The organism is Pacificibacter marinus, from assembly GCF_018860505.1.
Classification (GTDB): domain Bacteria; phylum Pseudomonadota; class Alphaproteobacteria; order Rhodobacterales; family Rhodobacteraceae; genus Celeribacter; species Celeribacter marinus_B.
In genome coordinates this window covers 74,307-86,613 of sequence record NZ_JAHKPU010000046.1, presented here as the reverse complement: position 1 = coordinate 86,613, position 12,307 = coordinate 74,307, and the positions used below count along the sequence as shown (strand labels likewise).

11 protein-coding genes are annotated in these 12,307 nt (G+C 51.6%); 4 read left to right on the top strand and 7 right to left on the bottom strand.

Features of this window, described 5'->3' with window-relative positions; all coding sequences use genetic code 11:
- Positions 1–6 precede the first annotated feature (6 nt).
- From KO503_RS16670 to mdh, 7 genes are all read right to left on the bottom strand, one after another.
- Positions 7–570: a hypothetical protein gene (locus tag KO503_RS16670; protein WP_215992686.1), complete on the bottom strand. Its 564-nt coding sequence runs from the start codon at positions 568–570 to the stop codon at positions 7–9.
- A 7-nt stretch (positions 571–577) separates the two neighbouring features.
- Positions 578–2,059, bottom strand: a complete 1,482-nt coding sequence (gene odhB, locus KO503_RS16665) for a 2-oxoglutarate dehydrogenase complex dihydrolipoyllysine-residue succinyltransferase (protein WP_215992685.1) — start codon at positions 2,057–2,059, stop codon at positions 578–580.
- 4 nt (positions 2,060–2,063) lie between these two features.
- On the bottom strand, positions 2,064–5,027 hold the full coding sequence (locus KO503_RS16660) for a 2-oxoglutarate dehydrogenase E1 component (protein ID WP_215992684.1): 2,964 nt from the start codon (positions 5,025–5,027) through the stop codon (positions 2,064–2,066).
- Positions 5,028–5,170: 143 nt separating this feature from the next.
- Entirely contained in the window at positions 5,171–6,055 is an 885-nt protein-coding gene (gene sucD / locus KO503_RS16655; RefSeq protein ID WP_215992683.1) for a succinate--CoA ligase subunit alpha, read from the bottom strand.
- Between the two features lie 4 nt (positions 6,056–6,059).
- Positions 6,060–7,256 (bottom strand): ADP-forming succinate--CoA ligase subunit beta, encoded by a 1,197-nt coding sequence (sucC, locus tag KO503_RS16650; protein ID WP_215945232.1) that lies wholly within the window; start codon positions 7,254–7,256, stop codon positions 6,060–6,062.
- 160 nt (positions 7,257–7,416) lie between these two features.
- Entirely contained in the window at positions 7,417–8,346 is a 930-nt protein-coding gene (locus tag KO503_RS16645; protein ID WP_215992682.1) for a hypothetical protein, read from the bottom strand.
- A 193-nt stretch (positions 8,347–8,539) separates the two neighbouring features.
- Positions 8,540–9,502: a malate dehydrogenase gene (gene mdh / locus KO503_RS16640; protein WP_215992681.1), complete on the bottom strand. Its 963-nt coding sequence runs from the start codon at positions 9,500–9,502 to the stop codon at positions 8,540–8,542.
- 163 nt (positions 9,503–9,665) lie between these two features.
- On the opposite strand from mdh, the gene KO503_RS16635 reads away from it, so the two are divergent.
- The 4 genes from KO503_RS16635 to KO503_RS16620 all read left to right on the top strand — a co-directional run bounded on the left by KO503_RS16635 (position 9,666) and on the right by KO503_RS16620 (position 12,295).
- Positions 9,666–10,418: a sulfite exporter TauE/SafE family protein gene (locus KO503_RS16635; protein WP_215992726.1), complete on the top strand. Its 753-nt coding sequence runs from the start codon at positions 9,666–9,668 to the stop codon at positions 10,416–10,418.
- Between the two features lie 250 nt (positions 10,419–10,668).
- Entirely contained in the window at positions 10,669–11,532 is an 864-nt protein-coding gene (locus KO503_RS16630; protein ID WP_215992680.1) for an HpcH/HpaI aldolase/citrate lyase family protein, read from the top strand.
- Between the two features lie 3 nt (positions 11,533–11,535).
- Complete coding sequence (locus tag KO503_RS16625; protein WP_215992679.1) at positions 11,536–12,081, top strand: NnrU family protein; 546 nt, start codon at positions 11,536–11,538, stop codon at positions 12,079–12,081.
- A gap of 10 nt (positions 12,082–12,091) precedes the next feature.
- Positions 12,092–12,295: a DUF1737 domain-containing protein gene (locus tag KO503_RS16620; RefSeq protein ID WP_215992678.1), complete on the top strand. Its 204-nt coding sequence runs from the start codon at positions 12,092–12,094 to the stop codon at positions 12,293–12,295.
- Positions 12,296–12,307 lie beyond the last annotated feature (12 nt).

The following is a 12,307-nucleotide window of genomic DNA, read 5'->3' as shown; positions in this document are numbered from 1 at the left end:
TTATTCCTAGTCTTGATGAGTGTGTTTAGTGTCTAGTCCTATGAGACTGTCGATCTCATGGAATTGAAGTTTTGCAATTTTCCAAGCAGCGGTAACCGTTCCTAGTGAGAGAAAGAGGGCGAAAAATATTTTCCATGAGAGCAGGACATATACGTTTTCAGATCCCACAAATACGAAGCTAAAGTTAAGAAGAGAGCTGATGGTAAAGCTCATAACAAATCCGGACAAAACCTTTGCTTGAATTTCTTTGTCTTTCCACTCTTGGTGCAATCGGTCAGTTGCCACTTCCATCATATACTTGAATCTTTTGTGATGGTTTTTATCGAACCTTTGCCGCAACAAATCGCTAAAAAATACGAGCCCCAGTCCAAAGACATACAAGCTGAACATGATAGCTAAGCTTAGCGAAATTTGCGCTACGGTATCCATTTGATCAAAATTAACACGGTTGACCCAGTGTTTCTCGTGAGTTGCAAAGCCGGGTATTGCTATGATGCTGGCATTCCCTAACGCCACAAGAGCGCTAGGGAGAGTTGAAACAAGCCGTGATGATTGCTCTGCAACGGCCATGATTTTTTTACAGATCCATCAACAAGCGGCGTGGATCTTCCAGCGCTTCTTTCACACGCACAAGGAAGGTCACGGCGCCTTTGCCGTCAACGATGCGGTGATCGTAGGACAGGGCGAGGTACATCATCGGACGGATCACAACTTGGCCTTTGATCGCCATGGGGCGGTCTTGGATTTTGTGCATGCCGAGGATGCCGGACTGTGGAGGGTTGAGGATCGGTGAAGACATCAAGGAGCCATAGACACCACCGTTGGAGATGGTGAAGGTGCCGCCTTGCATTTCTGCCATGGACAGTTTGCCGTCACGCGCGCGCGCGCCTTTTTCAGCGATCGCTTTCTCAATACCTGCAAAAGACATTTGATCGGCGTCACGGATCACAGGCACAACGAGGCCTGTTGGCGTGCCTGCCGCGATGCCCATATTGACATAGTTTTTGTAAACGATGTCTGTGCCATCGATTTCGGCGTTCACTTCTGGCACTTCGTTCAAAGCGTGGATACAGGCTTTGGTGAAGAAGGACATGAAGCCCAGTTTCACGCCGTGCTTTTTGAGGAACAAGTCTTTGTACTCGTTGCGTAGCGCCATCACTTCGGTCATGTCGACTTCGTTGTAGGTGGTGAGCATCGCAGCGGTGTTTTGTGACTCTTTTAAACGGCGCGCAATTGTTTGGCGCAGTTTGGTCATTTTCACGCGTTCTTCACGCGCTGCATCCGCAGGAGCTGATGGTGCACGCGGCGCGGCGGCAGGTGCAGGGGCCGCTTTTGGTGCTGCCATGGCTTTAAGCACATCGTCTTTCATGATGCGGCCATCTTTGCCTGTGCCTGACACAGACGCAGGGTTCACACCGTTTTCAGCCATCAGTTTGTTGGCAGATGGTGCGTTCTCGATGTCTTTTCCTGTGGTTGCAGCAGGTGCGGCTGAAGCAGCAGGAGCCGCAACAGCAGCGCCAGCACCAGAAGAAATCACAGCAAGTTTTGCAGTGGCGTCAACGGTGGCACCTTCGGCAGCTACGATTTCTGTCAAAACACCAGCGGCAGGCGAAGGCACTTCGACAGAGACCTTGTCAGTTTCAAGTTCACACAGCATTTCGTCTTGTGCGACGGTGTCACCGACAGCTTTGAACCAAGTGGCCACGGTGGCCTCAGTGACAGATTCGCCGAGTGTTGGCACCATCACGTCAACGGATGACCCGCCAGCGGCAGCTGCGGCCTCAGCAGGTTTTTCAGCTGCAGGGGCGGGGGCCGCGCCTGCGCCTTCGTTCAAAGTGGCAAGCAAGGCATCAACGCCAACTGTTTCGCCCTCAGCGGCTACGATTTCGCCGAGTGTGCCTGCCGCAGGGGAAGGCACTTCGACGGTGACTTTATCGGTTTCTAGTTCGCAAAGCATTTCATCGACAGCAACGGCGTCGCCTGGTTTTTTGAACCAAGTTGCGACAGTGGCCTCGGTGACGCTTTCGCCTAGGGTTGGGACGCGGACTTCAACAGACATTGGATTACCCTTTGATATTCAGCGCATCGTTCACGAGCGCCAGTTGTTGTGCTTTGTGTTGGGATGCGAGACCAGTGGCTGGTGACGCGGAGGCGTTACGACCGGCGTAAACCGGACGGGTATGTTTGGCTTTGATGCGGGTGAGAACCCATTCGATGTTCGGCTCAACGAATGTCCAACCACCCTGATTCTTGGGTTCTTCTTGACACCAAATGACTTCAGCACCTTTGAAGCGTTCGAGTTCCTTGACCAACGACAGGGCTGGGAAGGGATAGAATTGCTCAAGGCGCAAGATGTAAGTGTCGTCTTTGCCAGCGGCATCGCGTGCTTCAAGAAGGTCGTAGTAGACTTTGCCTGAACAAATCACGACGCGTTTGATTTTGTCGTCATCTTTAAGCGTGATGTCGGATTTACCTGTCCGGTGGCCTGCATCCGCGTCATCCCATAGAACTCGGTGGAAAGATGACCCATCGGTGAAATCAGCGGCAACAGAAGTTGCGAGCTTGTGGCGCAACAGCGATTTAGGTGTCATCAAAACCAGTGGTTTGCGGAAAGAGCGGTGGATTTGGCGACGCAGGATGTGGAAGTAGTTCGCTGGTGTCGTACAATTGGCCACGATCCAGTTGTCTTGACCGCACATTTGCAAGAAGCGTTCGAGACGGGCAGAGGAGTGTTCTGGCCCTTGGCCTTCATAGCCGTGTGGCAGCATCATAACGAGGCCAGACATGCGCAACCATTTGCTTTCACCTGACGAAATGAATTGGTCAAACATGATCTGCGCGCCGTTGGCGAAGTCGCCGAACTGGGCTTCCCACATGACCAATGAGTTTGGCTCGGCCAATGAATAGCCATATTCGAACCCAAGCACCGCGTATTCAGACAACATGGAGTCGATGACTTCATATTGTGACTGACCCTCACGGATGTTGTTGAGTGGGTAGTAGCGATCTTCTGTTTTTTGGTCGATCAAGGCAGAGTGGCGGTGTGAAAATGTGCCGCGTGTGGAGTCTTGGCCAGCAAGACGCACAGGATAGCCTTCGGTCAAAAGCGATCCGAACGCCAAAGCTTCGCCAGTTGCCCAGTCAAAGCCTTTGCCGTCTTCGAACATTTTGGCTTTGGCATCCAACTGACGTGTCACTGTTTTGTGGATCGTCACATGATCAGGTTGGGTCGATAAAGCCTTGCCCACTTCTTGCATAGTCTGTGCAGAAATGGAGGTTTGCCCACGCTGATATTCATCGCCTTCTTTGTTGATGTGTGACCAACGTCCGTCCAACCAGTCAGCGCGGTTTGGTTTGAAGTTTTTGCCAGCTTCAAATTCATCATTCAGATGCGCTTGGAAGGCGGCTTTCATGTCTTCAATCTCGCCCTCAGGGATGAGGCCGTCTTTCACCAAGCGTTCAGTGTAAAGCTGCAAGGTGGTCTTGTGCTGCTTGATCGTTGTGTACATCGCTGGGTTGGTGAACATCGGCTCGTCGCCTTCGTTGTGACCAAAGCGGCGGTAGCAGAAGATGTCGATGACGACGTCTTTGTGGAATTTTTGACGGAACTCGGTGGCCACTTTTGCTGCGTGTACGACAGCTTCGGGATCGTCGCCGTTCACGTGGAATATTGGCGCTTCAACGACCAAGGCATTGTCTGTTGGGTAGGGGCTGGAGCGTGAGAAATGCGGCGCAGTGGTGAAACCGATTTGGTTGTTCACAACGATGTGGATCGTGCCGCCGGTTTTGTGCCCGCGCAGACCTGATAGGCCGAAACATTCCGCGACAACACCTTGGCCTGCAAAAGCCGCATCGCCGTGCAACAGGATTGGGATCACTGATGTGCGCTCAGAATCATTGTTTTGATCTGTTTTCGCGCGCACTTTACCAAGCACAACAGGGTTCACTGCTTCTAGGTGGGATGGGTTTGCAGTCAGCGACAAGTGCACTGAGTTGCCGTCAAATTCACGATCCGAGGATGCGCCGAGGTGGTATTTCACATCGCCTGAGCCGTCGACGTCTTCGGGTTTGAACGAGCCGCCTTGGAATTCGTGGAAAATCGCACGGTAAGGTTTGGACATCACGTTGGACAAAACAGACAGGCGTCCACGGTGTGGCATGCCAATGATGATCTCTTTAACGCCCAAGTTGCCACCACGTTTGATGATTTGCTCCATCGCGGGGATCAAGCTTTCGCCACCATCAAGGCCAAACCGTTTGGTGCCCATGTATTTGACGTGCAGGAATTTCTCGAAGCCTTCAGCTTCGACCAGCTTGTTCAGAATGGCTTTGCGGCCTTCACGGGTGAACTGAATTTCTTTGCCGTAGCCTTCGATCCGCTCTTTCAGCCAACCCGCTTGTTCGGGGTCAGAAATATGCATGTATTGCATCGCGAAGGTGCCACAGTAAGTGCGCTTCACAATGTCGATGATCTGACGCATGGACGCCATTTGCAGACCCAACACGTTATCGATGAAAATCGGGCGATCCATGTCTGCGTCGGTGAAGCCGTAAGATTTTGGATCAAGTTCGGGATGTGGTGTGTCGGCTTTCATCTTGAGTGGGTCAAGATCGGCCACCAAATGGCCGCGAATACGGTAGGCGCGGATAATCATCAACGCGCGGATTGAATCCAGCACAGCACGTTTGACTTGCTCGTCAGAGACCTCAACGCCTTTTTCAACGGCTTTGGCTTTAATTTTTTTCTCTGCCGCTGCTGGTTCTGGCGCCCATTGACCATCCATGGCTGCGGTCAAATCATCGTTTGGCACAGGTGGCCAATCGGCGCGGCCCCACGAGGGACCAGCTGCTTCGGCCTGTGCATCCGCAGGCGCATCGCCCAAGCTTTGGAAAAACTCTCCCCAAGCCGCGTCAACAGAAGACGGGTCGGTGGCGTAGCGGGCATACATCTGTTCGAGGTATTCCGCATTGTGGCCTTGCATAAAGGAAGACGCGTGGAAGATGTCGTTGTCGCTTTGGTCTGACATGAGAATGACCTTGGTTTGGGTGTCTGTGCGGTTTGGTTTCTGTGTCGTATGATACACATATAGACATGCGCATCGTTTTATAAAGCTGAGCCTGCGCCCTTAAAGTCAAAGGCGCAGGCGATTTTTTAGAGCAAGGCCAGAAATTAGGCTTTGATCGCTGCCATAACAGCTTCACCGAGTGTCGCAGGGCTATCTGCCACAACGATACCAGCAGATTTCATGGCTTCGATTTTGCTTTCCGCATCACCTTTACCACCTGCAACAATCGCGCCAGCGTGACCCATGCGACGGCCGGGAGGGGCTGTGCGGCCAGCGATAAAGCCAGCTGTTGGTTTCCAACGGCCTTTTTTGCGCTGCTCAGCAAGGAACTCTGCGGCTTCTTCTTCTGCGGAGCCACCGATTTCGCCGATCATGATGATGCTTTGTGTTTCGTCATCGTCCAAGAACATGTCGAGGATGTCGATGTGCTCGGACCCTTTGATGGGGTCGCCACCGATGCCTACAGCTGTGGATTGGCCAAGGCCCAGATCAGATGTCTGCTTCACAGCTTCGTATGTCAATGTGCCGGAACGGGACACAACGCCAACGGAACCACGGTTGTGGATGTGGCCTGGCATGATGCCGATTTTACATGCGTCAGGTGTGATAACACCAGGGCAGTTTGGTCCGATGAGACGGGATTTGGAGCCTTCCAAAGCGCGCTTCACTTTCATCATGTCCAAAACAGGGATGCCCTCAGTGATACAGATGATCAATTCCATTTCGGCATCGATCGCCTCAAGAATTGAATCGGCAGCAAAGGGTGGAGGCACGTAGATCACGGAAGCATTTGCTTCTGTCACGTGGCGTGCTTCGTGGACAGAGTTGAACACTGGCAAATCAAGGTGGGTCATGCCGCCTTTGCCTGGTGTTACGCCGCCAACCATTTTGGTGCCGTATGCAATCGCTTGCTCTGAGTGGAATGTGCCTTGTGAGCCTGTGAGGCCCTGACAGATCACTTTGGTGTTTTCGTCTACGAGAATGGCCATGGTATTATCCTTTCACCGCTTTAACGATTTTCTGCGCGCCGTCTTTCAGGTCGTCAGCAGCAATCACGTTCAAACCGGAGTTTTTGATGATGTCTTTGCCAAGCTCAACGTTTGTGCCCTCAAGGCGCACAACGAGAGGCACTTGCAAGCCAACTTCTTTCACAGCCGCGATCACGCCTTCTGCGATCACATCACAGCGCATGATGCCGCCGAAGATGTTTACAAGGATGCCTTTGACGTTTGGATCAGAAGTGATGATTTTGAAAGCTTCAGTCACTTTCTCTTTCGTCGCACCGCCACCAACATCAAGGAAGTTCGCAGGCTCTGCGCCGTACAACTTGATGATGTCCATAGTGGCCATCGCAAGGCCAGCACCGTTCACCATGCAACCGATTTCGCCGTCGAGAGCGATGTAGTTGAGGTCGTGCTTGGACGCAGCAAGTTCTTTTGGATCTTCTTCGGTTTCGTCACGCAATTCAGCCACGTCTGGGTGACGGTACATTGCGTTGCCGTCGAAGGACACTTTCGCGTCGAGCACTTTAAGATCAAGTGATTTCTCGAGAACGATGAGTGGGTTGATTTCGAGCATCTCCATGTCTTTCTCGGTGAAAGCACGGTAGAGGTTGCCCATCAATTTCACACACTGTTTAACTTGTGCGCCCTCTAAGCCCAAAGCGAATGCGACGCGGCGGCCGTGGAACGCTTGGTAACCAGACGCTGGGTCTACTGAGAATGACAAGATTTTTTCAGGTGTGTTGGCTGCAACTTCTTCGATATCCATGCCGCCCTCAGTGGAGCACACGAAAGACACGCGAGAGGTTTGGCGATCAACGAGCAAAGCCAAGTAGAGCTCTTTTTCGATGTCTGAGCCATCTTCGATGTAGATGCGGTTGACTTGTTTGCCAACAGGGCCTGTTTGGTGTGTGACCAAAGTCTGACCCAGCATCTTTTGAGCTTGCTCTGCAGCTTCTTCAACGGAGAACGCCAAACGCACGCCGCCTTTTTCGCCAGCTTCCGCTTCAACGAATTTACCTTTGCCGCGTCCACCTGCGTGGATTTGTGCTTTGACGACCCAAAGTGGTCCGTCAAGTTCGCCAGCGGCTGCTTTTGCGTCTGCTGCATTCAAAACAGCCCGACCATCAGAAACTGGTGCGCCGTATGTGCGAAGCAATGCTTTCGCCTGATACTCATGAATATTCATGAACGTGTCCCATCCTAAGTTTTATTCTCTCAAGACATGACACACACTATATGGGTTAAGGAACAGTTTTTTCCTGATAGAAGAGTGATAAGCGGTTTTTTGAGCATTTTGTGATCACGCGCTCGAATGCTGTGATCACAAAGTTGCAAATGATCCGAATCTATCCTTGAATTTCTTTGCGTGCTTGGCGGATTCGCTGCAATGACTTCCGAATTTTCCAGTTTTTCTGTTCGGCAAGCAAACTTAATGCGGTGCGTTCGGCTAAGTCAAAATGCCCGCGGTCCATCGCGTCTTGCAAAAGTTTCAGTTGATACATGGGGACCGATTTACGGGCGCGAATGGCTTTGTAAAACTCTTTTGGGGTCAATGTGCCCTCTAGCGCGGGTTCAAATATGGCTTTGAGCAAGCCCAAACGGCGCATGACGGGGGGGATTTTATGTGTAAAGTGCGGACAGCGTAATTCGACAGTGTTGGGGCCGCGCAAGCGTGCGAAATGCTGGGCATCGATTGATTCATATGGATCGTAAAATAGATAGGCCTTGGCAGCTGTGGCCAAGCCAATGGCTGCGTCTTGATAAGGGGCTTCACGATCATTCCACAGCTCAATGCGGCGTGCATATCGATAGCGTGTTTCAAACGGGGCCAAGCGTTGTGCCAATGACGATTGCGGTGCTGTTGCGACCACTGTTGCATTCGGGGCCAACCCCGCAAAGACGCAAGCACCAAACCCGCCTGATGAGGCACCGTAGAGTGACACGGCAGGGTAGCTTTTGAAAAAGCCCTCGTCGCGCAACATCTCGAGTGCTGCGTGCAGGTCGGGTTGTTGGTAAAACCCGTTGCGTTTGTTCATGACGCCAAGACAGCCCCACCCTCGCTTTGCGATCAACCCATAGGCCCAAGGCAATCTTGTTTCTGTTTGGTCTTCACTGATTGATGCATGGTTGTCAAAACTGACGACCAGCCGGTCTTTTCCTGGGATGTACACCAAAACTTGGTCTTTCAGTTCGACAAAAAAGCCACCTTGCTTTTCTTTGGCCAAAGCCTGCGCTTTGATATCATCGAAAACGCCTAAATTGGTGACGATTGGCATATGTGAAATTCCTCAATAGATTGGCTTTTGTTTAAAATCAGTCGACCAAGTTTGATAAAATCTATGATCTTGAAAGTGGAAGTTAAAGGTTTTTCTGATTGCTTGGTGGGGCTGGTCTGCGCATATGCGCTGTTGGCACAAAAAAAGCCCGCGTATAACACGCGGGCTTTTATCGTTTTAAAATGTCGGCATCTTATGCCAAAGAGGGGTCGATTTCTTTACAAGCTGCCACGAGGCCTTTGACCGCGTCGACAGATTTGTCGAACATGACTTGCTCTTCTTTAGACATTTTGATGTCGATGACGCGCTCGATACCGCCAGCGCCGATCACTGTTGGCACGCCAACGTAGAAGCCATCGAGACCGAATTGACCATCGCAGTAAGCAGCACAAGGCAACACGCGTTTTTGGTCTTTGAGGTAGGCTTCTGCCATCTCGATTGCAGATGTCGCAGGTGCGTAGAATGCTGACCCAGTTTTCAACAAGCCAACGATTTCAGCTCCGCCGTCACGTGTGCGTTGAACGATTGCATCCAGTTTTTCTTGTGTGGTCCAGCCCATGTCTACGAGGTCTGGCAGCGGGATGCCGCCAACTGTAGAGTAACGCACAGAGGGAACCATTGTGTCGCCGTGGCCGCCAAGAACAAAGGCTGTGACGTCTTTCATGGACACACCGAATTCTTCAGCCAAGAAGTGGCGGAAGCGCGCGGAATCGAGAACACCTGCCATACCAACAACTTTTTCAGTTGGAAGGCCCGAGAATTCTTGCAAAGCCCAAACCATCGCGTCGAGCGGGTTGGTGATACAAATAACGAACGCGTTTGGCGCGTGGGCTTTGATGCCTTCGCCTACAGCTTTCATAACCTTCAAGTTGATGCCCAAAAGGTCATCACGGGACATGCCTGGCTTGCGTGCAACACCGGCTGTTACGATGCAAACGTCTGCGCCTGCGATGTCAGCGTAGTCGGATGTGCCGCTCATGTCAGCGTCGAAGCCTTCAGATGGGCCTGCTTCAGCGATGTCGAGCGCTTTGCCTTTGGCGGCGCCGTCATTGAGGTCGAGCAACACGACGTCGCCGAGTTCTTTGAGGGCTGCAAGGTGAGCAAGTGTGCCACCGATTTGGCCTGCGCCGATAAGGGCAATCTTTGGTCTAGCCATGGAATGTGTCTCCGGACAGTTGGTAAGATTGGCCGCATGGGTAATCATTTGTGTGCCATCGCGCAAGTGCGCTGCAGTGCAGAGCCGCTGGTGTTTTTACTGGTCACGCCGCTTTCATGGTCCTAACGTGCCACAAAATCAAAACAAACAGGCCCAAAACATTATGCATCTGGATCTATATTTTTTCGTGTTTGCAATACCCGCAGTCGTGTTCGCAGGTATGTCAAAAGGTGGGTTTGGGTCCGTGGCTTCCTTTGCCGCGACGCCATTCTTGGCACTGATTCTAACGCCGGGCCAAGCCGTTGGGTTGATGTTGCCCCTGCTGATGATCATGGATGTTACCGCAATCAAGGTTTATTGGCGCAAATGGGATTGGCCTATTGCGCGGACCTTGATCCTTGGTGCTGTTCCCGGAATTTTGCTTGGCGGGGCATTTTATGGATTTGCAAATCCTGACGTCTTTCGATTTTTAATTGGGATCGTTGCGATTGGGTTTGTGATCTATCAAGTGGCGAAATCCCGAGGTTGGGTTCCGACACCTAAAGTCAAAATGGGCGCGCGTGGCGGGATGTTCTGGGGGGGCGTTGCAGGTTTCACCAGTTTTATCAGTCATGCAGGGGGGCCACCTGCTACGGTGTATTTGCTGTCGCAAAAACTTGAGAAAACCACATTCCAAGCCACAAGCGTGCTCGTTTTCTGGGCGATAAATGTGCTTAAATTCATTCCTTATTTTGCCTTAGGTATTTTTTCACCAGAGACGTTCAAAGCGGATTTGTTTTTGATCCCCGCAGCTGTTGCTGGTGTGTTCATGGGCGCATATTTGCATAAAATGATGCCTGAAAAGTTATTCTTTGGAATAACTTATGTATTTTTGGTGGTGACAGGTGGAAAGCTTATATTTGACGCTCTCATGTAATTGAACGCAGCGTGTGACGCGCCTGATCGAACTATGTCACAGTGTGCAGCTATGCTAGGTTATGAACAGTTCAAAGGTTATTTTTCACATGGTCTTTATAATGCACAGTGCATTCATTTTTGTGAAGAAAACGCGGATTTTCTGCTTTGTGAAGAAAACGCGGATTTTCTGCGCTGCGGAAATTTATAGCTTGCGTAATGGTTCCATTTAATGCCTTCTTGCGCAACAATATTGCGCATTGGAGGAATCAATGGTCGAAGCAGTTCATACATCAGCACGTCCCTATCGTTCGGCACTCTATATTCCAGCGGACAAAGAACGCGCATTGGAAAAGGCCAAGGGGCTTGCTTGTGATGCTATTCTATTCGATCTCGAAGACGCCGTAGCGCTGAGTGAAAAAGTGGCTGCACGTCAGATGTTAAAGGCAGCCCTCGCAGCGGGCGGTTATGGCGCGCGTGCCAAAATTGTGCGGGTGAACGGGTTTGATACCATTTGGGGCCGTGATGACGTTGCCGCCTTTGTTGGCACAGATATTGACGGAATTTTGCTGCCCAAGGTCGAGAGTGCCGCCATGGTCGAAGTGTTGGCGCAGGCCATTCCCGACGTGCCAATTTGGGCGATGATGGAAACGCCGCTTGGCATGTTGAACGCCGGAGAAATTGCCGCACATCCGCGCATGGCAGGGTTTGTCATGGGCACAAACGATCTGGCGAAAGAGCTGAGCGCACGCTTTAGGGCCGACCGATTACCGATGATGGGCGGGCTACATTTGGCACTTTTGGCCGCAAAGGCTTACGGTCTTGTGGTGCTGGACGGTGTGTATAACGCATTTAAAGATGACGATGGGCTGACATTTGAATGCGATCAGGGCCGTGATATGGGATTTGATGGCAAAACCTTGATCCACCCAGCGCAACTGGCCGTGGCCAATGCTGCCTTTGCACCAAGTATCGACGAGATCAAGTTGGCCGAACGCCAGATCGCAGCATTCGAAGCATCAGAGGCAAAAGGCGAAGGGATCGCGGTTGTGGATGGTAAGATTGTGGAAAATCTTCATATTGTGACGGCGCGGGCCACGTTAGATAAGGCGCGTGCGATCACAGCAATGGAGTAAGCCATGATCCTTATAATTCTCGGTGTGCTGCTATGGAGCGGCGCACATTTATTCAACAGATTTGCGCCTGATGCACGGGCAAAACTAGGCAATAAGGGCAGGGGCATTGTGGCTGCTCTTTCGATCCTCGCCATTGTCTTGATGGTCGTCGGATATCGGAGTGCTGATGGTCCTGTATTTTGGGGGCGCAGTGCCGCGATGGTCGGCATCAACAATTTGTTGATGGTGTTTGCATTCTATCTGTTTGCCTCAAGTGGCGCGAAAACGTGGATTACATCCAAGATTAAGAACCCGCAATTAACAGCTGTGAAAGTCTGGGCGCTAGCGCATCTGTTGGTGAACGGTGCATTGGAAGACATCTTGTTATTTGGAGGCATGATAGCTTGGGCCGTTGTGACCGTGATCGTGTTGAAACGTAGCGGTGTGGTGCCTGCGCCTTATGTACCTGTTGCTGCCAAAAAAGAAATCACCGCAGCTGTAATGGCCGTTGTCGTCACCATTGTTGTGATGGGTATTCATGCGGCGCTTGGCGCGACACCTTGGGGCTAAGGAGCCGATTATGAAAGCTTACCGACTTTTGACTGCCGACGACACCTCTGAGTTTTGCCACAAGGTGTCGGAGGCTTTGAGTAAGGGATGGGATCTCTACGGGGATCCTGCCTATGCCTATGATGCGGCCAATGGGACCATGCGTTGTGCCCAAGCTGTAACCAAAGATGCCGAGGGAGACTATTCCCGCGACGTCAAACTGGGAGCCCTTTGATCGAGGGCTTTC

Coding starts and splice junctions, on each gene's coding strand:
- KO503_RS16670 (WP_215992686.1), bottom strand. CDS start 570: ATGGCCGTTGCAGAGCAATCATCACGGCTTGTTTCAACTCTCCCTAGC.
- odhB (WP_215992685.1), bottom strand. CDS start 2,059: ATGTCTGTTGAAGTCCGCGTCCCAACCCTAGGCGAAAGCGTCACCGAG.
- KO503_RS16660 (WP_215992684.1), bottom strand. CDS start 5,027: ATGTCAGACCAAAGCGACAACGACATCTTCCACGCGTCTTCCTTTATG.
- sucD (WP_215992683.1), bottom strand. CDS start 6,055: ATGGCCATTCTCGTAGACGAAAACACCAAAGTGATCTGTCAGGGCCTC.
- sucC (WP_215945232.1), bottom strand. CDS start 7,256: ATGAATATTCATGAGTATCAGGCGAAAGCATTGCTTCGCACATACGGC.
- KO503_RS16645 (WP_215992682.1), bottom strand. CDS start 8,346: ATGCCAATCGTCACCAATTTAGGCGTTTTCGATGATATCAAAGCGCAG.
- mdh (WP_215992681.1), bottom strand. CDS start 9,502: ATGGCTAGACCAAAGATTGCCCTTATCGGCGCAGGCCAAATCGGTGGC.
- KO503_RS16635 (WP_215992726.1), top strand. CDS start 9,666: ATGCATCTGGATCTATATTTTTTCGTGTTTGCAATACCCGCAGTCGTG.
- KO503_RS16630 (WP_215992680.1), top strand. CDS start 10,669: ATGGTCGAAGCAGTTCATACATCAGCACGTCCCTATCGTTCGGCACTC.
- KO503_RS16625 (WP_215992679.1), top strand. CDS start 11,536: ATGATCCTTATAATTCTCGGTGTGCTGCTATGGAGCGGCGCACATTTA.
- KO503_RS16620 (WP_215992678.1), top strand. CDS start 12,092: ATGAAAGCTTACCGACTTTTGACTGCCGACGACACCTCTGAGTTTTGC.